Genomic DNA, 22443 nt, shown 5'->3' on the forward strand with positions numbered 1-22443 from the left:
TAATGTATCTTATCTAAGCGGTGGGGTCTGCCAAAGCCAGACCTTCATGCCGCCATGGGCGATCGCGGGGCCTTGAGGCTTCCATGGCAGGGCGGTGGCCTTTGCCAAAGCGGGCTCGCTTGTAACTAGCGCCACACGCCAGCCCTTAAAGCGGGTAAGCATGGTTTGGCCCAGCGTGCCGTAAAGCGGATAGAGCAGTTTTTTGTTGCCAATGCGGGCACCGTAGGGCGGGTTGACGAGCACCAGACCCTTCGGCCCTTCGGGTGGTGTCAGCTCTCCTGCGGCGTGGTTGGCGAAATGGGTGAGGTGGTCGACCCCTGCGCGGGTGGCATTGGCCTGTGCCATGCGGATCGCGCCGGCATCACGGTCCGAGCCGTAGAACTGTGCGGGCGGCGTCTTTGGCTTAACGTCTTTCATCTTATCGAAAGTGGCCGCGTCAAAGTTGGCCAATTGTTCGAACGCAAAGCTGCGGCTGCGACCGGGCAGCAAGCCTGCCGCGATCTCGGCTGCTTCGATGACGAAGGTGCCAGAACCGCACATGGGATCTACAACCGGCTCGTTCCCTGTGTAGCCAGCCTGTCGCAGCATGAGAGAAGCGAGAGTTTCGCGCATGGGCGCTTTGCCGACCGCCTCTTTGTGGCCACGCTTGTGCAGGCTTTCGCCTGAGGTATCGATGCTGAAAAGCACATTGTTGTCGTCGATGCGCACTTTCAGGACCAGCGTTGCTTCTGGATCCAGCGTCAAGCCGTGGGTGTCTGTCAGCGCTGTCTCAACGCGCTGAGTGGCGGCGCCTGCGTGATAGATTTTGGACGCCTTTGTCGTGACCTGAACACGGAGGGGCACATCGCGGCGCAGCAGATCGCCGAATGGAAATTTGCGGCAGCGTTTGTCCAACTGCGCGAGGTGGAAAGCCAAGAAGCCACCGATCCGCGCCAGCACGCGCGTGGCACCGCGCAGACACAGGTTGGCGCGCCAGACATCGTTCCAGCCCCCCTCAAAAGTCACGCCGCCCGGCACGGCGACAGCACCGGCAAAGCCGCACTCAAGCGCTTCGTCGCATAGCACTTGTTCCAGTCCCGGAACGGTTGCCAGAAAGATTTCGAAGGTTTGGGGCTCGCTCATAAACATGGGTCTAGTGCGTGCTTGCGCGGCCTGCACGTGGTTTTTCCGGTTGTGCCAAAATATAGCCGCGATTTGTGCCTAAACCTGCGGGATGACATTTGCACAAACATACCGCGAAGAGCGGATGGTCAGCCGCTGCTCAAGGGCGCGCAAGGCGCGTATCGCGGGCCGGATCATCGGATTTGGACTGACGGCCTGCTTGGTCGTGGCGCTGCGGACCGAGCCGCAATTGCGCACCATGGTCGAAGATATGGCGTTGACGGTGATGGGCGCGAGCGATGAGCGACGGGCTGCTGCATCCTCAGTGCCAAGTGATCCGCAAGCAGCAGCTGCGAATGCGCCAAACAGCGAAGAGACGGGGGCGCTGAAGAAGCTGGGGACATCAGATGCCCTCGGCCAAACATCAGGCACACAGGGTGGGCTGCCGCCCAGCAATATCAAGGTTAACCGAGGTATATCTGGCTAGGATGTGCGTTCCAGGACCCCCGTAGTTAAAACCACTGCCCGGGTTCCATCAGCCCCAAATCAAGCAATTGCCGTGAGTGCCACTCAAACGGGGCAGAATTGTGCCACGAAAACGTATCAATTTCATACCTGCTGCCCGGATTGGTCTTGAGCGCCTTGGCCGTGCGGAATGAGCAGATCGTGGCAGTAATGTTGTGGTGCCACGGGCAGGCGTAAGTATTGTATTCCTCGTTCGAGAACGTGTGATCCTCACGCAGCTTCAGGCCTGATGTGGCGCGGAAAATGGCGATACGGTCAATCTTGCGCCGCGCGGGGGGCACGTGTTCTTCGAAACGCCAGCGTAACCCGCCGTAAAAGTCCAGCTGTCGCTCTTTCGGGTGGGCGTCGTTCGTGGCGTCGGGTCGGGCAAGCGCGTAATAACCCGAGCGATCCAGATGCGCGCGCTCCAGCGAGACCGCTTGAGGGTATGTGTCCAGATCATCTGCATAAAGGTCGATTATATAGGTGAGCATGGAATCGCGGCGCTCTTCCGTATGAAATGCGAGCATTTCCGTAATGGCGCGCGTCTCGCAGAACGGGAAGAAGAGGTATTCGGCGTTGTAGCAGTAAAATATCCATTGGCCTGGTGCTGCGGCGATGATGGCGTTGACAGCGTTTTCGGTCGCACCTTCACGTGAGCAATCATAGTCAATACGCTGTACGGTTTCCTGCAAATCGCGTGGCAGCTCGAATTGGGCAGGCATCAACGCCAAAACATGAGCAAAGCCCAGTTGGATGTGGTGCCGCAGGGTGGTGTCGACCTCTACATCATCCTCGACCAGCACAATCGCAATTGGCCCTATCGCAAAGGACGATTTTTTTTCCGCGATAAGTTGATCAAGCGAGGTATAGTGCATCAGGTCCTGCATCATAGGGTTTTGCCGTAGAATCGGTTATATCGGCGTGCATTGCAAGATGCCGCACGCGCTGATAGTCCGCGCAACAACCCCTCCCGCACAATAAACGCCAGGTCCATCCCATGTCCGAGACGAAAACCGACACTCCTAAGAAGCTCTTTATCAAGACCTATGGCTGTCAGATGAACGTTTATGACAGCGAACGGATGGCCGAGAGCCTTGAGGGATACGTGCAGACAGACACCGCTGAGGATGCGGATATGATCCTGCTCAACACCTGCCACATCCGCGAAAAAGCGGCGGAGAAGGTGTATTCTGAACTGGGCCGGATGAAGCCGCTCAAAGACTTGAACCCCAATCTCAAGATTGGGGTGACGGGGTGTGTGGCGCAGGCCGAAGGCGCCGAGATTATGCGCCGCCAGCCTGCTGTGGATCTGGTGGTTGGGCCGCAATCCTATCACCGCTTGCCACAGATGGAAGCGCGCGTGCGTGCGGGTCATACCGCGCTGGATACCGATTTCCCCGAAGAGGATAAGTTCGAACACCTCAAGGGCCGCACCAAAGCGCCGCGCGCGCCCGCAGCGTTTTTGACCGTGCAGGAAGGCTGCGACAAATTTTGCGCCTTCTGTGTGGTGCCCTATACCCGTGGCGCCGAAGTGTCGCGCCCGGCTGAGCGCGTGTTGCGTGAAGCAGAAGAACTGGTTGAGCGGGGCGTGCGCGAAGTCACTTTGCTGGGCCAGAACGTTAACGCCTACCACGGCGGCATGACGCTGGCACAGCTGATCCGGTTACTGGGTCAGCTCGACGGGCTAGAGCGCATCCGCTATACCACTTCCCATCCCAACGACATGGACGATGATCTGATCGCTGCCCATGCCGACACCCCCAAGCTGATGCCGTATCTGCACCTGCCGGTACAGTCCGGTTCTGACCGCATTCTAAAGCGGATGAACCGCAGCCACACTGCCGAAAGCTATCTGCGCCTGATCGAGCGGATCAGGGAAGTGCGCCCTGATATCATGATGTCCGGCGATTTTATCGTGGGCTTTCCAGAAGAGACGGAGGCCGATTTTCAGGCGACGATGGATCTGGTTGAGGAGGTAGGCTACGGCTATGCCTACAGCTTCAAATATTCCACGCGCCCCGGCACACCTGCGGCCACGCGCCCACAGGTTGATCCGGCAGAAGCGGACGAACGTTTGCAGCGTTTGCAAGCCCTCATCACCCGCCAGCAGCGCGCCATCCAGGAGAGCATGGTCGGTCGTGATCTGTCGGTTCTGGTCGAAAAGGCCGGGCGTAATTCGGGTCAGATGTTAGGCAAATCCGAATACCTGCACTCGGTACATATCGATGATGCAACGGCTCAGATCGGCGATGTCGTGCGTGTGCGTATTACACGCGCGATGACCAATTCTCTCACCGCTGTCGAGATTTAGCGCGGGCGTATTGGTCCATCATTTCCGGTTTTCGCCACTTTTGCGGGCAAGTTTACCGAGTTATTGGCGCAATAAAGTCTGAAAACAGAGTTTGATTTTGATTTTGCTGCGCTAGGATGCGGGCATTTTCCCGACGTCGGGCGTTCAACGCCGAGAATCGGGGCTTAAATAGCGCTTTTCAGTCAGCAACACACCATATCTGCCACATAGTCCTTTCCACCGTGTGAAATTTTACCTACCCTGATAGGATATGGAGAGAGTTGCGTGTGTTGTGTCATGTGCGGCAGTTCTTCTGGGGAACAAGATAAGGAAAAGAGCTGTGGTAAACACACTTTTCAAAACCATCCGTATCGCCGCGGGTGGAGCGCTTGTTGCAATGCTGGCGTTGCAAGGCGCTGCAGTAAGTGCACAAACAAAAAGCCAGTCCGGTCGGGACAAGGGTCAGTATATTCCAGCTATCTGGGTTGATCCAGACGGGTGCGAGCACTGGGTCATGGATGACGGCGTAGAAGGCTACATGAGCCCGCACACCAACCGTCAGGGTATTCCTGTCTGCCACCGCGGCAACGTTTGCGGCGTGATGCAAAGCGATCAGTTTTTTGCCACAAACAGCGCGCGTATTTCTAAAAGTGGTCAGGCACGCCTGCGTGACTTTTTCGTGGAAAACGAGGCGGTCAGCTATATCATCACCGGCCATACTGACAGCCGCGCATCTGATGAATACAACATGCGCTTGTCGCTCAACCGCGCCAACTCTGTGGCGAAAGTGGCCCAGTCGGCTGGCGCACGTATCGCGGATGTTCGCGGCTACGGCGAGCGTATGCCCGCAGCCTCAAACGGCTCTGCCACTGGCATGGCAAAGAACCGCCGCGTCGAAATTATCTGCATTCGTTGAAGGAACAAGCACATGAAACTTATCAAAATCACTGCGCTTGTTGGTCTGGCAACGCTTGTAACAGCTTGCGAAGACTTGCAGCTTCGCGAAAACGGTCCAGACAAAGCTTTTGACCGTGGCCTCGACAAAAAGCACCTGAGCCAGCTTGAAGCGGGCATCTGGGTTGATCCAAACGGCTGTGACCACTGGATCATCGACGACGGTGTTGAGGGCTACCTTTCCGCTCGCTTGGACAAGTTCGGCAAGCCGGTCTGCTCAGGCGTTGCAGATCCCACATACACTGCGGGCGATTTCAAAAAGGGTGCCACTGGCCTCATCGGCGACCCGGTCTGATCTTGACCTATCCCACACGATTTCAAAGGGGCCGGAGTGTTATGCACTGCGGCCCCTTTTTCTATGCGACCACTGGCAATGCCGGCGGCCACGCCCTATCTCTCAATAGCTAGCGCCTGAAAGGACTTGCATTTGCCCCCATCCGATCTGCTCACGCCTGAGACTGGCCCTCCCGGTCCTGTGCTTGATTTCCCCGATAACCGTCTGCTGATTGATCTGTGCGGTCCCTTTGACCAGCATTTGGCGTCCATCGAGAAAGCTCTTGATGTGCAGATCGTGCGGCGTGGCAATTTCCTGACACTGTTGGGTGAAGCTGCGACTACCGAGCGTGCGGCACAGGTCTTGCAGGCGCTTTATGCGCGGCTTGAGGGCGGGCGCGGCGTCGAGCCTGCGGACGTGGACATGATCCTGCGGATGGGCACATCTGGTGAAGGCACCGGCGTGCGCGACGGCGACCAGATCGAGATGCCAATCAGTCAGGGTATAGAGATTCAGACCCGCAAAAAACGGGTCGAGCCGCGCACCGAGGCACAGAAAGCTTACGTGCAGTCCCTGTTCGACAACGAAATGGCCTTTGGCATCGGGCCTGCGGGCACGGGCAAAACATATCTTGCTGTCGCTGTGGGTGTGTCGATGTTTCTGTCAGGGAAGGTCGACAAGATTATTCTTAGCCGCCCCGCGGTCGAGGCGGGTGAGCGGTTGGGCTTTTTGCCGGGCACGCAGGACGAAAAGATCGATCCTTACATGCAGCCGCTTTATGATGCGTTGAATGATTTTCTACCGGGCAAACAGCTGGCCAAGCTGCGCGAAGAAAAGACGATCGAGATCGCGCCGCTGGCGTTCATGCGCGGGCGCACGCTGTCCAATGCATTCGTCGTGCTAGACGAGGCGCAAAACGCGACCGCGATGCAGATGAAGATGTTTCTGACGCGTCTGGGGCGTGGTTCGCGCATGGTAATCACGGGCGACCGGACACAGATTGACCTGCCGCGCGGGCAGGCGTCTGGGCTCGCGGATGCGGAGCGGTTGCTCAACAAAATCCCTAAGATCAGTTTTAACTACTTCACCTCCAAAGATGTGGTGCGCCATCCGCTGGTTGCCGCAATCATCGAGGCTTATGAAGTTGAAGCCGAGCGCGCTTTGGGCCGCGACGGGTAGGTCGCAGTGGATACGCTTGATATTGTGATCGAGGCCCCCATTTGGGAGGCGATGCCGCTAACTGCGCTGGCCAATGGCGCAGTGACGGCGACCTTGCACCATATGGGCCTTGATCCGGATGACTGCGAGATCACGCTGCTGGCGTGTGATGATACACGTATCGCCGAGCTCAACGCAGATTTTCGCGGCAAACCCACGCCGACAAATGTTCTTAGTTGGCCCGCTCAACTGGTTGCGCCACCAAGTGAGGGAAAACCGCCGCCAGCGCCCGAGACAGGCTTTGACGGGATGATAGAGTTGGGCGATATCGCCCTGAGCTATGACACATGCGTGTGCGAAGCAGTCGAATCAGGCAAGCCTGTTGAGGAACATTTAACCCACCTTATCGTACACGGTGTGTTGCATTTGTTGGGCTATGACCACGAAACTGACGGCGATGCGGCGCTTATGGAAGGTTTAGAGGTGAAAATTCTTGGTAATCTTGGCCTAGATGACCCATATAATGCCGACGACAAGATCACAGGCGCCCAGGTTGCGCCGCTTCCAGAGACAGGACCCAATGGGCGACACTGACGGATCATCTAACGCTGCGCAAAGCGCGCAGGAGCAATTCTCCTCCGAAGACACCAGCTTACAGAGCGATGCAGATAGCGGCAGAGGCGGTTTTTTCAGCCGCGTGATCGGCGCGCTTAGCCCGTCGGACACCGATGACAACAAGCAGTCAGCCGCGATGATGAGCGAGCGGGGCACCACTGGTATGGGCAATCTGCGCCGCATGCGCGTGGATGACGTAATGATCCCTAAAGCCGATATTGTTGCAGTCAGCGTGACTTCTACAATGGACGAGCTTGTGGCGGTTTTCAAAGAAAGCGGCATGACGCGTTTGCCGGTTTATGATGGCACGCTGGATACGCCCGTTGGCATGGCCCACCTCAAAGATTTGGCGCTTCAATTCGGCTTCAACGGAAAACCGAAGAACTTTGACCTGACAGAGATGTTGCGCCCGTTGGTTTATGTACCGCCCTCCATGACGATCGGTGTGTTGCTTACCAAAATGCAGGCAGAGCGTCGCCATATGGCGCTGGTGATCGACGAATATGGTGGCGTTGATGGTCTGGTGACGATCGAAGACTTGATCGAGCAGGTCATCGGCCAGATCGAAGACGAACACGACGTCGAAGAGGGCGTCTATTGGTCCGAGGAAAAACCGGGTCAGTATCTTGCGCTCGCTAAAACACCGCTGGCGGATTTCGAGAACGAAGTTGGCCTGTCGCTCACCGACCACGATGATGTGGACGAAGAAGAGATCGACACATTGGGCGGTCTGGTCTTCATGCTGTCAGGCCGCGTGCCTGCGCGCGGTGAAGTTGTGGTGCATCCAGACGGCCCCGAGTTCGAGGTGATGGACGCTGATCCGCGCCGGATTAAACGGCTGCGTGTGCGCATGAATGGTGCACAAGCGGGAGGGGCTCCCGCCTGATGCGGGCTCTTCCGCTTGTGATCTTAGGGGCTTTGGCGGCACTGGGGCAGGCGCCCTTTGACCTGCCCCTAGTGATGATTGCGGCAATGGGTGCGGCGGTTCACCTCAGCTACCCTTCTATAAACGCGCGCGTGGCGGCGGCTTCTGGCTTTGCTTTTGGCTTTGGTTATTTCGCGGTTGCGTTGCATTGGATTGTCTCTCCTTTCATGGTCGATGCCGCCAGACACGGATGGATGGCGCCGTTTGCCGTGGTGCTGATGGCAACTGGAGGCGCGCTTTTCTGGAGCCTTGCCTTCTGGGCCGCGCGGCGGTTGTCGGCGGGTATTTGGGCGCTGATCCCTTGCTGGGCCGCAATCGAATTGCTGCGCGCCTATATCTTTACTGGCTTTCCCTGGGCTTCACCCGCTCAGGCGATGGTAAACAGTCTTTTGGGGCAAACGCTTGCATGGATCGGGCCGCATGGCCTAAATCTGTTGGTGATCGGGGCTGCGGTTGGTATTGCAGCGCTTGCGCGTTGGTCTTGGTTCAGCCGTGCGGCATATTTGGCGCCGCTGGTGCTGCTGGTGCTTGCCCCCCCTATGTCGCAGCCTGCGCCGCTGTCAGATCACACGCTCAGGCTTGTTCAGCCCAACGCACCGCAACGCGATAAGTGGGACCCGGAAAAGATTGGCGTCTTTTATGACCGCCAGCTAAGCTTCACTGCAGCGCCTGCGCAAGGCAACGCTCCCGATGCGATCATTTGGCCAGAAACCGCTATCCCGTGGAGCCTTAACCGCAGTGAGATTATCCTGGAGGAAATCAGCTTTGCTGCGCGTGGCACACCGGTCATCCTGGGCGCACAACGCAGCGAGGGAGAGCGCTATTTCAATGCGCTGGTGCTGTTAGGGTCGCAGGGTGATGTCGCCCAAATTTATGACAAACACCATCTGGTCCCTTTTGGCGAATATGTCCCCTTGGGCGATCTCGCTGCGCGCTTTGGTGTCTACGGCATGGCCCCGCAGCATGGCGCGGGGTTCAGTGCGGGACCGGGCGCTGTGTTGATGGACCTTGGTCCGTTGGGCCGCGCCTTGCCGCTGATCTGCTATGAGGCGGTGTTTGCTCATGATGTGAACGCAGCGCCCGAGCGACCCGATTTTATCATCCACGCGACCAATGACGCGTGGTTTGGAACATATGCAGGGCCCCAGCAGCACCTCGCGCAAACGCGTATGCGGGCCATTGAGCAAGGGTTGCCGGTCGCGCGCGCCGCCAATACTGGTATTTCGGCGATGATTGATCCATACGGTCGCGTTCTGGACCGCCTTGGAATGGGGCAGGTGGGGTTCATTGATGCGGTGCTGCCGTTGCCGCTGGCGCCAACGCTTTATAGCCGGACGGGGGACGTGCCTTGGGCGCTTTTGCTGGGGCTTGCTCTGGGGATAATGGTGCTGCGACGTGTGGCGGTTCACCGCAGGCAGGGCGAATAGCGATTGACCCTTTAGGCACAGCAGCTTAATCCGGTAGCGTTGCACCACAACGGCTTCCTGACGTGGTGCTTGAATTTTAATGGAGCACGTTTATGTCCCGTAAATCTTATGTTTTCACTTCGGAATCCGTTTCCGAGGGCCATCCGGATAAAGTCTGTGACCGGATCAGCGATGCGGTACTGGATGCCTTTATCGCAGAAGAACCCGAAGCCCGCGTCGCGGCCGAGACCTTTGCCACGACCAACCGGGTTGTTATTGGTGGAGAGGTCGGCCTGTCTGACCGGGCCAAACTACACAGCTATATGGGGCGCATTGAAGACATCGCGCGCGCCTGTATCAAAGACATCGGTTATGAGCAGGACAAATTCCACCACGAGACCGTGGAGATCACCAACCTGCTGCACGAGCAATCCGCTCATATAGCGCAAGGCGTCGATTCCACGGCCGAGAAGGAAGAAGGCGCGGGTGATCAGGGAATCATGTTTGGCTATGCCACAGATGAGACCAAAGAGCTGATGCCGGCCCCACTGCACTATGCCCATGCGATCCTGCGCCGTCTGGCCGAGGTGCGCAAAGACGGCACCGAGCCAACCTTGCGCCCCGACGCGAAATCTCAACTTTCGGTACGGTATGAGGACGGGAAGCCCGTTGGCGTCACCTCGATCGTGCTCAGCACACAGCATGCGCATGAATCCCAGACGAGTGCCGACATCCGCGATATTGTTGAGCCCTACATCCGCGAAGTCTTGCCAGAAGGCTGGATTACCGATGCGACTGACTGGTGGGTGAACCCCACAGGGACGTTTGTGATTGGCGGTCCAGACGGAGATGCCGGCCTGACGGGCCGCAAGATTATCGTGGACACCTACGGCGGTGCCGCACCCCACGGCGGCGGTGCATTTTCGGGCAAAGACCCGACCAAAGTGGACCGTTCCGCGGCCTATGTGGCCCGCTATCTGGCTAAAAACGTTGTTGCTGCTGGTCTGGCGTCTAAATGCACAATCCAGCTGAGCTATGCCATCGGCGTAAGCAAGCCACTTTCGATCTATTGTGATACCTTTGGCACCGGTGAAGTCGAACCCGAAGCGATTGAGCGGGCCATCGCGAGCGTGATGGATCTTACACCGCGCGGCATCCGGAACCATCTGGATCTGAACAAGCCGATCTATCAGCGCACAGCTGCTTACGGCCATTTTGGCCGCGCGCCTGAGGCGGATGGTGGCTTTAGCTGGGAACGAACTGATCTGGTTGATGCGATCAAAAAAGCGATTTAAGCTCAGACGCCGCCTTAAGCTGGGCGGCGTCGAAAGACTGATGGTGGCTTAACCTGACTTGATTGGGGCTTTACCGGTCTATCTGAGGGTACCCTTGCGTTGATCCATGATGCGGGCAGCAATTGAGGCCCATGCAATCCCGACACACTGGGCGCGTCGGGCATACCGCTTCCACCCATATCATCAAGATCGTCAAGGAAAGACCAAAGCGTGCGAAGCGATCCCTCCATTCGTTCGACGCGCTCAAGCGCGTCGTCTGCACTTAGCTTGTCGAGGTCGCGTAGCATGCGCATCTGGCGCATCATCCGGCTGACAATCGGCTTGATGTCTTGGGCGCATTTGCGCGAAAAGCTTTGCAATGTTTCATCGCGCATGCCGACAGACACTGCCATCCCGCGAGCAAGCTGCGACTTCTGTAGGGCGGAAATCGCCGCACGGCTGAGGTTTTCAACCGAAAGCTCCTCTTTGGTCAGATAGTCGCTAAATCCCAGCTTGAGCGCTTGAACCGCGATATTATTCTGTCCTGTTCCGGTAATCATAACGGTCGCGGCCGTGCGATTGACCTGATCCGCTTGGATCAAATCAACACCGTCCAGTCCGGTCCCATCCGGCAGGTGATAGTCGAGCAATATCAAATCAAAGCGGTCTTTTTTCAGCGTGGTGCGCATTGCTTCAAGGCTGTCGGCCTCGGCGATATGGGTCGTGAATTCGAACTCGTGGCAAAGCCTTTTCAGGCGCGTGCGGTCAAACTTTTGATCATCCACAATCAGGATGCTGGCAAATTGCGGCGCAACCAAGGCCTGTTGCAGGGCTGTCGGCTTGATCGAGGTGGGGTGGTGCATCACGGGGCTCCTGCATTGGGGGTACTGATAGCATAACCGACAGAACCTTAACAAAAGGTATCTCTGGCGAGTATTGCAGCGCCGCGCCAAGCCCGTTACATGCGCGGGCATGAACACGCCAGTTAGACCCCGCCGTAATTTTTATGGTCGCCTCAAGGGCCATAACCTCAAGGAATCCCAACAGGGGTATCTTGATGAGGATCTCGCACCTTTGTCGCCCGGAGCGGTAGATTGGGAAAACAATCCCGAACGCACCTTGCTGGATACAGAGGGCATGTTTGACGGCAAGCCTGTCTGGCTTGAGGTCGGTTTCGGCGGTGGCGAGCATATGGTGCATCAGGCTGCGCAGAACCCGGACACTGGCATTATCGGCTGTGAACCGTACATCAACGGTGTCGCGATGCTGCTGGGTAAGATCCGGCGCGCGGGTGTGGAGAACGTCAAAGTTCATCCCGGCGATGTGCGGGACATGTTTGACGTGATGCCTGCCGAAAGTATCTCGAAAGCGTTTTTGTTGTATCCTGACCCGTGGCCCAAGACCCGTCATCACCGTCGGCGTTTTGTGACCGAAGAGCATCTGGTGCCGCTGCATCGCGTCCTAAAGCCCGGTTCGATCTTTCGCGTGGCGACAGATATCGAGGATTATGTGCGCCAGACGTTGCAGGAAGTTCCGCGCTTTGGATTCGAATGGCTCGCGGAAGGGCCTGAGGATTGGCGCGCGCCTTGGGATGACTGGATTTCGACGCGCTATGAACAAAAGGCGCTGCGCGAGGGGCGGGTGCCGCATTACCTCACGTTCCGGCGCGTTTGAGGTCAGGTTAGGAATGAGGGGTTTTACCCCTCAGCCTCTCCAAGATATTTTTGGCCAAAAGAAATAGCGCTGGCATGGACCTGCATTGGCTTGCGGGCTAGAAGGTTCTGTAATGAAAAGTGAGGGCGCTAACATGTCGGGCCACGGTGTTGCTATTCCAATGACGTCTACTGCTTGCGGACCACTTCGCGGGACCGCGGATGTGCCGGGAGACAAGTCGATTTCGCATCGCTCGTTGATCCTTGGGGCGATGTGTGTGGGCGAGACGACCATCACCGGTTTGCTGGAAGGGCAGGATGTCCTTGATACCGCCGCCGCGATGCGGGCGTTCGGAGCGCAGGTGACGGAGCATGGCGAAGGCCGGTGGTCTGTGCAGGGCGTTGGCGTGGGCGGGTTTGCCGAGCCGACTGGCGTGATTGATTGCGGAAACTCGGGCACCGGTGTGCGCCTCATAATGGGTGCAATGGCGACCCAGCCGATTACAGCAACATTTTCAGGGGATGCGAGCCTGAATGGTCGCCCCATGGCGCGGGTTACGGACCCCTTGGCGCTGTTCGGGTGTCAGGCCGTGGGACGTGCGGGTGGACGCTTGCCGATGACGTTGGTCGGCGCGCGTGAGCCTGTGCCAGTACGCTATGTTGTGCCAGTTCCCTCGGCGCAGGTGAAGTCTGCAGTGCTATTGGCGGGGTTGAATGCACCCGGTCAGACAGTGGTGATCGAAAAAGAAGCCACGCGCGATCACACAGAACGGATGCTGGAAGGCTTCGGCGCGGAGATTTCCGTATGTGAGACCGACGAGGGCCGAGAGATCACATTGACCGGCCAGCCTGAGTTGCGTGCCCAGCATATAGACGTGCCGCGCGATCCAAGCTCGGCTGCGTTCCCTGTGTGTGCGGCGCTGATTGTGCCCGGCTCTGACGTGTTGGTACCGGGGATTGGTTTAAACCCGACGCGGGCAGGCCTGTTCACCACGCTGCGCGAAATGGGCGCGGATCTGGTGTATGAAAACGAACGGATTGAGGGCGGCGAGCCTGTGGCGGACCTGCGTGCGCGGTTCTCCCCCGATATGCATGGCATCGAAGTGCCACCAGCGCGTGCAGCCAGCATGATCGACGAATACCCTGTCCTGAGCGTTGTGGCATCCTATGCGAAAGGCCAGACGGTCATGCGCGGCGTGCGGGAGTTGCGCGTAAAGGAAAGCGACCGGATTGACGCGATGGCCAAGGGCCTGCGCGCGAATGGTATCGAGGTTGAAGAGGGTGAGGATTGGTGGATCGTGACCGGTGCGGGTCATGGCAATGTCGCGGGCGGCGCAGTTTGTGCCAGCCAGCTGGATCACCGGATCGCGATGTCATTCCTGATCCTTGGCATGGCTTCTAATGCGCCAGTGCAGGTTGATGACGGTGGACCAATTGCAACATCCTTCCCGATATTCGAGCCGCTGATGGCGTCCTTGGGCGCTGACGTGCGCCGCGATGGGGAATGAGGCATTGGGTGACGGTTTTACAGTAGCTATCGACGGACCAGCAGCGGCGGGTAAGGGGACGGTCTCTAAGGCAGTTGCTGCGCATTTCGGCTTTGCACATCTGGATACCGGACTTTTGTACCGCGCAGTCGGGGCCAAGGTATTGACGGGTATGGATGCAGTCGAGGCCGCGCAAACGCTGATGGCGGGTGATCTTGACGACGATACATTGCGCACGCCCGCAGTTGCGCAGGCGGCGAGCAAAGTCGCGGTAATATCCGAAGTTCGTGCGGCGCTGCTGGATTTTCAGCGTAGTTTTGCCGCGCGGGCTGGCGGCGCTGTTCTTGACGGGCGCGATATCGGCACGGTGATTTGTCCCGAAGCTGCGGTGAAGCTTTTTGTCACGGCCAGTGCAGAGGTGCGCGCGCAGCGTCGTTTTGCAGAATTGGCGGCTAAAGGGATTTCAGATAGTTACGAGACAGTGCTCGCGGATGTGAAATCCCGTGACGCGCGCGATATGGAGCGGGTCGAGGCGCCGTTGCGCCCGGCGGACGGGGCGGTGGTGATTGATACGTCTGATCTGTCTATAGAGCAGGCCGTTGCACAAGCAATTGCTGCGATACAGGAAATGCGCACCTGAACCGAAAGCTACCTTGACGTAGCTTGGTCCAAGGCAAGCAATGAACCAAAGTATGGAAATGCAAATGACTGAGATGAAAAAGCAGATCATCTGCATCAACTGGGGCACAAAATATGGCCCTCCTTATATCAACATATCAACCGACTTTATAGCATGTGCGCGCGCAATATCAGCGGCGACTTCACCTTGACGTGTTTCACGGACAACCGTGAGGGCATCCGGCCTGAAGTGATCTGTCAGGACTTGCCGCCCAGCGATATTGTGATGCCTAAATCCAAAGGTATATGGCCTAAGTCACGTCTGTGGAATGAAACGCTTGAGGGAGTGGAGGGGCCTGTGCTGTTCCTCGATCTGGATCTGGTGATTACAGGAAGCCTGAACAGCTTTTTTGAATACGGCGATCCAGACGATATTATTCTTGCGCGCAACCCAACCACCCCCTTCGAAAAGCTTGGACAGACGTCGATCTTCCGGTTTCCAGTGGGCGAACTCGCACCGCTGCTTGAAATTTTTCGAGCCGATCCGCAGGGTGTTGCTGACAAATACACCTTCGAGCAGCGGTTCGTGACCCGCAATGCGCCGGATGGGATTACATTCTGGCCGAAACCCTGGGTCCGGCATTTCCGCACTCAGTGTGTGCCGCTGTTTCCGGTCAACTATTTCATTGCGCCAAGACTGCCACGCGATGCGCGGGTGATCATTTTTCCGGCAACCCCAAACCCGCCTGACGCGCTTTTGGGCCGCTGGGTACCTGAAGAGGGCGATCGCTCGCGTTGGGAGCATATCATGCGCGCAATAAGAGGACCGCGCCATACCAAGAAGCGCTTCCGCCATTTGCGCCGCTTCATGCTGCCAACCGAATGGATTGCAGATCACTGGCGCGAGTGAGGCTTGAAATTCCCGTTGGTACGGCCATCTCAACTACTAAGAGATGCTGACCAAAGGAGTTCAGAATGAAAACTGCACAAGATTACCTCGACGCCGCCAATGCCGACGTGCCGAAGATGGAAGCAAAGCAAGCAATTGAGAAACATGCCGAAGGGCAGGGTGTGTTTATCGATGTGCGCGACAGTGCCGATATCGCCAGCAGCGGCACCATTGCTGGTGCAAACCGCGTGCCGCGTGGCATGATCGAATTTCGCGCCGATCCTGCCAAGGAAGAGATGTACAATCCGGTCTTCAAGAAAGATGGCGCGATCTATCTGATCTGTGGCGCAGGCGGGCAGGCGGCCCTTGCGGGCAAAACGCTCAAAAATATGGGCTATACCAACGTCACGAACATCGGCGGCTTTCCCGCATGGAAAGACGCTGGCGGCCCGACCGAGGCTTAACGCGCCTCTGGCATGGTCGTCTCGAATGCGTTGAGATAGCGGATCATCTCGGGTGATCTGAAGGCAGTCATGTGATTGCTTGACCAAACATCTGTGGCAAAGCTTGCGCCGACCAACGTGGCTTTGCTGCTTGCGGGTAGGGCGTCTTTAGAAATTACGCCGCCCACCCGCGCTTTGCTGCCGTTGATCACGCCCGACAAGCTGAGCAGTTTGTCATTCTTTGACGCGATCACGATGAATGGGTCAGGAAGCTCGCCCATATCCGTGCTCAATTGCGCAAAGACCTGAACATCAATGTCGGGTGAAACCAGAACAACCCCGTTAAGTTTCGACCAGTGTCGCCCGCCAGTCCTGATGGCGTGCTGGCGCAGGGTTTCCATGACCAGCTGGCTCCCCATTGAATGGGCAACCACGGTAAAGCTGTCCAGATCGGACCCCTCAAGCGTTTCAAGCAGCTTTTCCAACGGGTTGCGTGCAGAGAGAATTGATTCATGATCGTGAAGGTACGCAAGGCTTTGCCCCGATGAGGGCCAACTGAACATGATCGGAACCTCAGATCGCTCGTAGTCATGCATTAATTGGGTATTCAGGTAGAGGGCTTCGGCGAAGGTGCTGTTAAAGCCATGCACATAGACAATGGCCGAGCGGTTTCCGCTGGCGCGTTTGTCGACCTCTCTGGTCAGTATCTTTTTGAAGTCTCCGAGATCCGTCGTTGTACCAGCGTGTACGACGCCGAATTCTGAATGCGGATTACTCGATGTGGCGGGATACTCAACGACGCCAACTTCATGCTCGGGTGGCACCGCAACAATTGCTTCGCCGTATGAGGTGGTGAGGCTGCGCGTTTCATTGAACATGCGGTTGCTAGGGGCGCGGTTGGTTGCAAATAGCACGGTATGCTGGACGGCCCCCTCCACCGGAGGAACCATTGCGATCTGGTCACGTGTGGCACAGCCTGTGCAGGCGATAAAAAGCAGCGCGAGGAAATAGGATTTTATCACGGAAACGAACTCTTGAGATAATCAGTTGGGCGCGGCAGGGCGAAATCACCAGACAGGATGTGCCCAGTCTGGCGCGAGGCGGATCAGTTGCCGCGACTACCTTTGGGCCCGTGCGCTTTTAGCACGTCATCGACCTTGGCTGGTGTCAGCGCAGGGTTGGCGTCCGAAAGGCAGCTTGCAATGCGGACCGGATCAGGGCGCTCGGGGAGTTGACCTTTGGCGGGGGCGGGCATGCAGGTTTTTATCGCATTCTCTGTCACGCCAAGCGCGCGGGCCATCCCGCCAAAGTCGGGCCGTGGCGGTTGTTGCTGCTGTTGGGCAAAAGCGGCTAGCGGTGTAAGGGTTGCCAATACAAACAGAGTGGCGATTCTTTTTGGTGTTTTAGGGTTCATACCCGCATCCTTTAATTTGCCCTGCGACTGCACAAGGCCTGACATATACGCAGCAGCAGCGCTGCTCCGTCGCGGGATTTTCGCGCTTTGGTGAATTTCCCTACTATAAGCGTACAATGGCCAATTCGGACGCAATAGAATGGCCCGGCTCTTGCGCCGCACGCATAAATCTTTTATACGCGGTTTTGTCTAAGGGGCAGATACATGTTCCGGGCGTGATATATGTGCAGGGTCGGAGTCTTCCGGCCCTCTTTCTTTATCCCGACCGGCTCTGACGACCCGAAGGCCAATTTTCACTCAAGACCGGCGGAGACAACCGCACGGCCAGAAAACACTTAATAAGGATACGATACGCTACATGGCGAATATGATGGACGAGTTTGAAGCACTCTTGAACGAAAGCTTCGAAATGGACACGCCCGAAGAGGGTTCAGTTGTCAAAGGCAAGGTGATCGCGATCGAAGCGGGCCAAGCCATTATCGACGTAGGCTACAAGATGGAAGGCCGCGTCGAGCTTAAAGAATTTGCCGAACCAGGCGAAGCTCCCAAAGTTGAAGTCGGCGATGTAGTCGAAGTGTTCCTGCGTCAGGTAGAGAACTCTCGCGGCGAAGCTGTTATCTCTCGTGAGATGGCGCGCCGTGAAGAAGCATGGGACCGTTTGGAGAAAGCCTACGCCGCAGAAGAGCGCGTCGAAGGCGCAATCTTTGGTCGCGTCAAAGGTGGCTTTACTGTGGATCTTGGCGGCGCTGTTGCGTTCCTGCCCGGCTCTCAGGTTGATGTGCGCCCCGTGCGCGACGCTGGCCCATTGATGGGTCTTAAGCAGCCGTTCCAGGTTCTGAAAATGGACCGTCGCCGTGGTAACATCGTTGTATCGCGTCGTGCGATCCTCGAAGAATCCCGTGCCGAACAGCGTGCCGAAGTCATTGGCAACCTCACCGAAGGTCAGGAAGTTGACGGCGTGGTCAAGAACATCACCGAATACGGTGCGTTCGTGGACCTTGGCGGCGTAGACGGCCTGCTGCACGTGACAGACATGGCATGGCGTCGTGTGAACCACCCATCCGAGATCCTCGCCATCGGCGAGACCATCAAGGTGCAGGTGATCAAGATCAACAAAGATACACACCGTATCTCCCTTGGTATGAAGCAGCTCCAAGAAGATCCATGGGATCTGGTTGCCGCGAAATACCCACTGGAATCCTCGCACACTGGCCGCGTTACCAACATCACAGATTACGGCGCCTTTGTTGAGCTGGAGCCAGGTGTCGAAGGTCTTGTTCACGTTTCCGAGATGTCATGGACCAAGAAAAACGTACACCCAGGTAAGATCGTTTCCACTTCGCAAGAAGTCGAAGTCATGGTTCTGGAAATCGATGGCGCCAAGCGTCGCGTATCCCTTGGTCTCAAGCAGACCATGCGCAACCCATGGGAAGTGTTCGCTGAAACGCACCCAGAAGGCACCGAAGTCGAAGGCGAAGTCAAAAACATCACCGAATTTGGTCTGTTTGTTGGCCTGCCAGGCGACATCGATGGTATGGTTCACCTCTCTGACCTGTCATGGGATCAGCGCGGCGAGGAAGCCATTCAAGACTACCGCAAAGGCGACATGGTTCAGGCCGTTGTCTCCGAAGTGGACGTCGAGAAAGAGCGTATCTCGCTCTCCATCAAAGGTGTGGGCGGCGACAAGTTCGCAGAAGCAGTGGGCGGTGTGAAGCGCGGTTCCGTTGTTACTGTGGCTGTGACCTCCATCGAAGACGGTGGCATCGAAGTGGAATACGAGGGCATGAAAGCCTTCATCCGCCGCTCTGATCTGTCCCGTGACCGTGCCGAGCAGCGCCCAGAGCGTTTCTCTGTTGGCGACAAAGTTGATGTACGCATCACAAACGTCGACGCAAAAGCACACCGTCTTGGCGTCTCGATCAAAGCGCGTGAAATCGCTGAAGAGAAAGAAGCCGTGGAACAGTATGGTTCCTCCGACTCCGGTGCATCGCTTGGCGATATCCTCGGCGCGGCGCTGAAGTCCACCGACGACTGATATCTAAGGGCTTAGGCCTTTTGACGAAAACTAAAGCCCCGCGCAGAAATGCGTGGGGCTTTTTTTTGCGAATCACCTGACGGATTATGACGTTACGTCGCGAAATATTGACGAAATGACCGGCCGATTGGGTCTGGTTTCAGAAATTCGCCTAAATTATCCCATTTATGGTGCCGATTTCACATATTGCGCCAATCCAATCACTTTGCGCAGCGTATGTTATTTCCTATAGTGGAATTATAATTACGCAAAAAACTGCGGGGGAAAAAATGATCCGGTCAGAACTGATCCAGAAAATCGCAGACGACAATCCACATTTGTATCAACGGGATGTAGAGCGGATCGTGAATGCCATATTTGACGAGATAACCACCGCCATGTCACGTGGCGACAGGGTCGAGTTGCGCGGTTTCGGCGCGTTCTCTGTCAAGAAGCGGGATTCGCGGGTGGGGCGCAATCCACGTACCGGCGAGACTGTTAATGTCGAAGAGAAACATGTACCGTTTTTCAAAACGGGGAAATTGCTCCGTGATCGGCTAAACGGGAAAAGTTAATGCGCTACGTCCGCTATCTTTGTATAGCCATCTTCGCGGTGGCTCTGGTGTCTATTGCTTTGGCGAACCGGGGGATGGTTTCCTTGCAGGTATTGCCGAGTGAACTGTCGGGTCTGTTTGCGATGAACCCGTCGATCCAGATGCCGCTGTTTGTTGTCATCCTGGGCAGCATTCTGGCGGGGCTTCTGGTCGGGTTCGTTTGGGAGTGGGTCCGTGAGTATGGCGAACGTGCTGAAGCAGCCAAACAGGCACGCGAGATGCGCCGCCTCCAGCGTGAGCTGGATAAGCTGCGGGCACAAAAGCATGAAGGCAAGGACGAGGTCCTCGCCCTGCTGGATCAAGCCAGCTAAAAGCGGATGCCAGTCGATATTTCGGTAAAGATTTGCGGTCTGCGCGCGCAGGCGGATGTCGCTGCTGCGGCTAAGGCTGGCGCACGCTATGTGGGCTTTGTGTTCTTTCCTAAATCTCCGCGTCATTTGACGTTTGGCGATGCGGCAGTGCTTGCCGCTAGCGTGCCTGTCGGGGTGTGTAAGGTCGCGCTGACCGTGAACGCGGATGACGAGATGCTTGATGCGCTAACGCAGGCTGTGCCGCTCGACATGCTGCAGCTTCACGGCTCCGAAAGCCCCGAGCGTGTGGCACACGTCAAGGCGCGTTACGGGCTCCCCGTCATGAAAGCAATTGGTGTCGGAGAGCGTGCTGATCTTGCGCAGCTCGATCTTTATGCGGGTGTGGCTGATCAGTTGCTTGTAGACGCCAAGCCGCCTAAAGGCGCGGATTTGCCCGGCGGAAATGGACTGGCCTTTGATTGGCAGCTGCTGGCTGGCCGCGTATGGCGCAGTCCTTGGATGCTGGCAGGTGGCCTCACGCCGGACAACGTGGCCGAGGCGATCCGCCGCACAGGTGCGCGTCAGATTGATGTGTCCTCCGGCGTTGAGAGCAGCCCCGGCGTCAAGGATGCCAAGATGATCAAGAATCTGGTGCAGGCGGCGATTGACGCCTGATTGACCCGAGTGTCGGACGCTCTGGTGATGCCCAACGTTTCACCACCCCATACTTCCAACAGTGATTTCGCGAACTGTTTCTTTCAAAACGCCTCGCTGAGGATTCGTGCTAATCCGGTTGAACCCTCCTGCATTCGAATGCGGCGGGATGCCTTCTTTACCATTGCGCACTTGGGCGATAATGCTGTTTCCAACAGATTTCCCGAAAGGCAGATGCGCTATGGCAAACGAACTTTTCAATAGTTTCATGACTGGCCCCGACGAAAATGGCCGCTTTGGCGATTTTGGTGGCCGCTTCGTCTCCGAAACCCTGATGCCCCTGATTCTGGAACTTCAGGCCGAGTATGAGAAGGCCAAGACTGATGCCAGCTTCTGGGCCGAAATGGATGACCTGTGGGAGCATTACGTAGGCCGCCCCAGCCCGCTCTATCACGCAGAGCGTCTGACCGAAGAACTGGGCGGTGCCAAGATCTATATGAAGCGAGACGAGCTGAACCACACCGGCGCGCATAAGATTAATAACGTGCTGGGCCAGATTATCCTCGCCCGCCGCATGGGCAAAAAGCGCATCATCGCCGAGACAGGTGCGGGGCAGCACGGTGTCGCCACGGCGACCGTTTGCGCGAAATTCGGCCTCAAGTGTGTGGTCTATATGGGCGCACACGATGTAAAGCGTCAGGCGCCCAACGTCTTCCGCATGCGCCTTCTGGGCGCCGAGATCATTCCCGTCACCTCCGGTCGTGGCACGCTGAAGGATGCGATGAACGATGCGCTGCGTGACTGGGTGACCAACGTGCGCGACACGTTCTATTGCATCGGCACCGTGGCCGGCCCGCACCCGTATCCAGCCATGGTCCGTGACTTCCAAAGTATCATCGGCAAAGAGGTCCGCACCCAAATGGAACGCGCCGAAGGCCGCTTGCCCGATACGCTGATCGCGGCGATCGGCGGCGGTTCCAACGCCATGGGCCTGTTCTACCCCTTCCTTGATGACAAGGAGGTCAACATCATCGGTGTTGAAGCGGGCGGTAAAGGCGTGAACGCCAAGATGGAGCACTGCGCCTCGCTCACTGGCGGACGCCCCGGCGTGCTGCACGGCAACCGGACATACCTACTGCAAGACGATGATGGCCAAATTCTCGAAGGCTTCTCGATCTCTGCCGGCCTCGACTATCCCGGTATCGGACCAGAGCACGCATGGCTGCATGACATTGGTCGCGCGCAATACGTGTCGATCACGGATGTTGAAGCGCTGGCCGCGTTCCAGAAATGCTGTGAGCTGGAGGGGATCATCCCTGCGCTTGAGCCGTCCCACGCACTGGCCCATGTGATTAAGATCGCGCCTACTTTGCCCAAGGACCACCTGCTGGTGATGAACATGTGTGGCCGTGGCGACAAAGACATCTTCACGGTTGCCCGTGCGCTTGGCTTTGAGATGGGCGAATTTGCCTAACACCATTAGGGCAGGGGCCGCGTGCCCCTGCTTATCGGGTGAGCTCTAGTATATCGAAATCGCTTTCGTTGACCGGCGCGGGAAACATCAACCGCGCACGGATCTCTGATATACGTTCGAACACAGCAACGTCTGGGGTGGTGGTGCCGCTGCCCTCAAACGCTGGGTCGAGATCGGCGTATTTTTGCGGCGCCTCACTTGAGACATACCCCACCCCCAGATAGACAGCCCGCCCGTCCCGCATCTCGATCCGGCCAGAGGTGCGTTGAGAGCCGGAGAGCTTTTCAAATGTCACACCCGTATTGTCGAGCGTCATGCGGCACGTGAAATTGGTGTAAACTGAAGTGGTCCGGCAAAATTGGACAGCGTGCTAAGATGTATCCAACCCGA

23 protein-coding genes, 2 pseudogenes and 1 riboswitch are annotated in these 22443 nt (G+C 57.2%); of the genes and pseudogenes, 19 read left to right on the plus strand and 6 right to left on the minus strand.

Translation table 11 applies throughout. The features are described from left to right. Positions 1–9 precede the first annotated feature (9 nt). On the minus strand, positions 10–1122 hold the full coding sequence (locus V7730_RS03335; protein ID WP_335746170.1) for a THUMP domain-containing class I SAM-dependent RNA methyltransferase: 1113 nt from the start codon (positions 1120–1122) through the stop codon (positions 10–12). A 91-nt stretch (positions 1123–1213) separates the two neighbouring features. Between V7730_RS03335 and V7730_RS03340 the strand changes: the two genes are divergently transcribed. Further along, positions 1214–1588, plus strand: coding sequence for a hypothetical protein (locus tag V7730_RS03340; RefSeq protein ID WP_335746171.1), 375 nt, complete (start codon positions 1214–1216; stop codon positions 1586–1588). Positions 1589–1613: 25 nt separating this feature from the next. Here the strand turns inward: V7730_RS03340 and V7730_RS03345 are convergent, their stop codons facing one another. After that, positions 1614–2483: a hypothetical protein gene (locus V7730_RS03345; protein ID WP_335746194.1), complete on the minus strand. Its 870-nt coding sequence runs from the start codon at positions 2481–2483 to the stop codon at positions 1614–1616. A 122-nt stretch (positions 2484–2605) separates the two neighbouring features. On the opposite strand from V7730_RS03345, the gene miaB reads away from it, so the two are divergent. The 8 genes from miaB to metK all read left to right on the plus strand — a co-directional run bounded on the left by miaB (position 2606) and on the right by metK (position 10525). After that, positions 2606–3919 (plus strand): tRNA (N6-isopentenyl adenosine(37)-C2)-methylthiotransferase MiaB, encoded by a 1314-nt coding sequence (gene miaB, locus V7730_RS03350; protein WP_335746172.1) that lies wholly within the window; start codon positions 2606–2608, stop codon positions 3917–3919. A 376-nt stretch (positions 3920–4295) separates the two neighbouring features. Continuing rightward, complete coding sequence (locus V7730_RS03355) at positions 4296–4814, plus strand: OmpA family protein (protein WP_443070181.1); 519 nt, start codon at positions 4296–4298, stop codon at positions 4812–4814. A 12-nt stretch (positions 4815–4826) separates the two neighbouring features. Then, a complete protein-coding gene (locus V7730_RS03360; protein WP_335746174.1) occupies positions 4827–5147 on the plus strand; it encodes a hypothetical protein in 321 nt (106 codons plus the stop codon). 132 nt (positions 5148–5279) lie between these two features. Continuing rightward, positions 5280–6305 carry a PhoH family protein gene (locus V7730_RS03365; RefSeq protein WP_335746175.1) on the plus strand — a complete coding sequence of 342 codons (1026 nt, stop codon included), beginning with the start codon at positions 5280–5282 and terminating at the stop codon, positions 6303–6305. Between the two features lie 6 nt (positions 6306–6311). Then, complete coding sequence (gene ybeY, locus V7730_RS03370; protein WP_443070180.1) at positions 6312–6878, plus strand: rRNA maturation RNase YbeY; 567 nt, start codon at positions 6312–6314, stop codon at positions 6876–6878. Next, positions 6865–7785: a hemolysin family protein gene (locus V7730_RS03375; protein WP_335746176.1), complete on the plus strand. Its 921-nt coding sequence runs from the start codon at positions 6865–6867 to the stop codon at positions 7783–7785. The genes ybeY and V7730_RS03375 overlap by 14 nt, the downstream gene beginning before the upstream one ends. After that, complete coding sequence (gene lnt / locus V7730_RS03380; RefSeq protein ID WP_335746177.1) at positions 7785–9251, plus strand: apolipoprotein N-acyltransferase; 1467 nt, start codon at positions 7785–7787, stop codon at positions 9249–9251. Before V7730_RS03375 ends, lnt begins: the two co-directional genes overlap by 1 nt. Positions 9252–9289: 38 nt before the next feature. Continuing rightward, a riboswitch (SAM-SAH riboswitch) is annotated at positions 9290–9338 on the plus strand. 5 nt (positions 9339–9343) lie between these two features. After that, positions 9344–10525: a methionine adenosyltransferase gene (metK, locus tag V7730_RS03385; protein WP_335746178.1), complete on the plus strand. Its 1182-nt coding sequence runs from the start codon at positions 9344–9346 to the stop codon at positions 10523–10525. Between the two features lie 14 nt (positions 10526–10539). Here metK and V7730_RS03390 read toward each other — a convergent pair whose 3' ends face one another. After that, complete coding sequence (locus V7730_RS03390) at positions 10540–11367, minus strand: response regulator (RefSeq protein ID WP_335746179.1); 828 nt, start codon at positions 11365–11367, stop codon at positions 10540–10542. Between the two features lie 109 nt (positions 11368–11476). Between V7730_RS03390 and trmB the strand changes: the two genes are divergently transcribed. The 5 genes and pseudogenes from trmB (at position 11477) to V7730_RS03415 (ending at position 15614) form a co-directional block, all read left to right on the plus strand. Continuing rightward, positions 11477–12178 (plus strand): tRNA (guanine(46)-N(7))-methyltransferase TrmB, encoded by a 702-nt coding sequence (gene trmB / locus V7730_RS03395; RefSeq protein ID WP_335746180.1) that lies wholly within the window; start codon positions 11477–11479, stop codon positions 12176–12178. A 133-nt stretch (positions 12179–12311) separates the two neighbouring features. Next, complete coding sequence (gene aroA, locus V7730_RS03400; protein WP_335746196.1) at positions 12312–13664, plus strand: 3-phosphoshikimate 1-carboxyvinyltransferase; 1353 nt, start codon at positions 12312–12314, stop codon at positions 13662–13664. A gap of 4 nt (positions 13665–13668) precedes the next feature. Beyond that, complete coding sequence (gene cmk / locus V7730_RS03405) at positions 13669–14283, plus strand: (d)CMP kinase (protein WP_335746181.1); 615 nt, start codon at positions 13669–13671, stop codon at positions 14281–14283. A 73-nt stretch (positions 14284–14356) separates the two neighbouring features. Then, positions 14357–15171, plus strand: a pseudogene (locus V7730_RS03410) (glycosyl transferase). A 65-nt stretch (positions 15172–15236) separates the two neighbouring features. After that, on the plus strand, positions 15237–15614 hold the full coding sequence (locus V7730_RS03415) for a rhodanese-like domain-containing protein (RefSeq protein ID WP_335746182.1): 378 nt from the start codon (positions 15237–15239) through the stop codon (positions 15612–15614). Here the strand turns inward: V7730_RS03415 and V7730_RS03420 are convergent. Both V7730_RS03420 and V7730_RS03425 read right to left on the minus strand, forming a co-directional pair. Then, positions 15611–16615, minus strand: a complete 1005-nt coding sequence (locus tag V7730_RS03420) for an alpha/beta hydrolase (protein ID WP_335746183.1) — start codon at positions 16613–16615, stop codon at positions 15611–15613. The genes V7730_RS03415 and V7730_RS03420 overlap by 4 nt on opposite strands. 83 nt (positions 16616–16698) lie before the next feature. Next, positions 16699–17007, minus strand: coding sequence for a hypothetical protein (locus tag V7730_RS03425; protein WP_335746184.1), 309 nt, complete (start codon positions 17005–17007; stop codon positions 16699–16701). A 358-nt stretch (positions 17008–17365) separates the two neighbouring features. Between V7730_RS03425 and rpsA the strand changes: the two genes are divergently transcribed. The 5 genes from rpsA to trpB all read left to right on the plus strand — a co-directional run bounded on the left by rpsA (position 17366) and on the right by trpB (position 22053). Further along, the gene (rpsA, locus tag V7730_RS03430) at positions 17366–19042 is read left to right on the plus strand and encodes a 30S ribosomal protein S1 (RefSeq protein ID WP_335746185.1); all 1677 of its coding nucleotides are present in this window, start codon (positions 17366–17368) and stop codon (positions 19040–19042) included. Positions 19043–19311: 269 nt separating this feature from the next. After that, on the plus strand, positions 19312–19596 hold the full coding sequence (ihfB, locus tag V7730_RS03435) for an integration host factor subunit beta (RefSeq protein ID WP_335746186.1): 285 nt from the start codon (positions 19312–19314) through the stop codon (positions 19594–19596). Then, positions 19596–19946 carry a LapA family protein gene (locus V7730_RS03440; protein ID WP_335746187.1) on the plus strand — a complete coding sequence of 117 codons (351 nt, stop codon included), beginning with the start codon at positions 19596–19598 and terminating at the stop codon, positions 19944–19946. The genes ihfB and V7730_RS03440 overlap by 1 nt, the downstream gene beginning before the upstream one ends. A 6-nt stretch (positions 19947–19952) precedes the next feature. Further along, positions 19953–20600, plus strand: a complete 648-nt coding sequence (locus V7730_RS03445; protein WP_335746188.1) for a phosphoribosylanthranilate isomerase — start codon at positions 19953–19955, stop codon at positions 20598–20600. A gap of 220 nt (positions 20601–20820) precedes the next feature. Further along, positions 20821–22053 (plus strand): tryptophan synthase subunit beta, encoded by a 1233-nt coding sequence (trpB, locus tag V7730_RS03450; protein ID WP_335746189.1) that lies wholly within the window; start codon positions 20821–20823, stop codon positions 22051–22053. A 31-nt stretch (positions 22054–22084) separates the two neighbouring features. Here trpB and V7730_RS03455 read toward each other — a convergent pair. Further along, a pseudogene (locus V7730_RS03455) lies at positions 22085–22387 on the minus strand (DUF4893 domain-containing protein); the annotation flags it as partial. Positions 22388–22443: the final 56 nt, after the last annotated feature.

It is taken from the genome of Sulfitobacter sp. (genome assembly GCF_036961165.1).
Lineage (GTDB): Bacteria > Pseudomonadota > Alphaproteobacteria > Rhodobacterales > Rhodobacteraceae > Sulfitobacter.

Excerpts from the sequence above, each read along its gene's own strand:
- V7730_RS03335 (WP_335746170.1), bottom strand. The coding sequence starts at position 1,122 with ATGAGCGAGCCCCAAACCTTCGAAATCTTTCTGGCAACCGTTCCGGGA.
- V7730_RS03340 (WP_335746171.1), top strand. The coding sequence starts at position 1,214 with ATGACATTTGCACAAACATACCGCGAAGAGCGGATGGTCAGCCGCTGC.
- V7730_RS03345 (WP_335746194.1), bottom strand. The coding sequence starts at position 2,483 with ATGCACTATACCTCGCTTGATCAACTTATCGCGGAAAAAAAATCGTCC.
- miaB (WP_335746172.1), top strand. The coding sequence starts at position 2,606 with ATGTCCGAGACGAAAACCGACACTCCTAAGAAGCTCTTTATCAAGACC.
- V7730_RS03355 (WP_443070181.1), top strand. The coding sequence starts at position 4,296 with ATGCTGGCGTTGCAAGGCGCTGCAGTAAGTGCACAAACAAAAAGCCAG.
- V7730_RS03360 (WP_335746174.1), top strand. The coding sequence starts at position 4,827 with ATGAAACTTATCAAAATCACTGCGCTTGTTGGTCTGGCAACGCTTGTA.
- V7730_RS03375 (WP_335746176.1), top strand. The coding sequence starts at position 6,865 with ATGGGCGACACTGACGGATCATCTAACGCTGCGCAAAGCGCGCAGGAG.
- lnt (WP_335746177.1), top strand. The coding sequence starts at position 7,785 with ATGCGGGCTCTTCCGCTTGTGATCTTAGGGGCTTTGGCGGCACTGGGG.
- metK (WP_335746178.1), top strand. The coding sequence starts at position 9,344 with ATGTCCCGTAAATCTTATGTTTTCACTTCGGAATCCGTTTCCGAGGGC.
- V7730_RS03390 (WP_335746179.1), bottom strand. The coding sequence starts at position 11,367 with ATGCACCACCCCACCTCGATCAAGCCGACAGCCCTGCAACAGGCCTTG.
- trmB (WP_335746180.1), top strand. The coding sequence starts at position 11,477 with ATGAACACGCCAGTTAGACCCCGCCGTAATTTTTATGGTCGCCTCAAG.
- aroA (WP_335746196.1), top strand. The coding sequence starts at position 12,312 with ATGTCGGGCCACGGTGTTGCTATTCCAATGACGTCTACTGCTTGCGGA.
- V7730_RS03415 (WP_335746182.1), top strand. The coding sequence starts at position 15,237 with ATGAAAACTGCACAAGATTACCTCGACGCCGCCAATGCCGACGTGCCG.
- V7730_RS03425 (WP_335746184.1), bottom strand. The coding sequence starts at position 17,007 with ATGAACCCTAAAACACCAAAAAGAATCGCCACTCTGTTTGTATTGGCA.
- rpsA (WP_335746185.1), top strand. The coding sequence starts at position 17,366 with ATGGCGAATATGATGGACGAGTTTGAAGCACTCTTGAACGAAAGCTTC.
- ihfB (WP_335746186.1), top strand. The coding sequence starts at position 19,312 with ATGATCCGGTCAGAACTGATCCAGAAAATCGCAGACGACAATCCACAT.
- V7730_RS03440 (WP_335746187.1), top strand. The coding sequence starts at position 19,596 with ATGCGCTACGTCCGCTATCTTTGTATAGCCATCTTCGCGGTGGCTCTG.
- V7730_RS03445 (WP_335746188.1), top strand. The coding sequence starts at position 19,953 with ATGCCAGTCGATATTTCGGTAAAGATTTGCGGTCTGCGCGCGCAGGCG.
- trpB (WP_335746189.1), top strand. The coding sequence starts at position 20,821 with ATGGCAAACGAACTTTTCAATAGTTTCATGACTGGCCCCGACGAAAAT.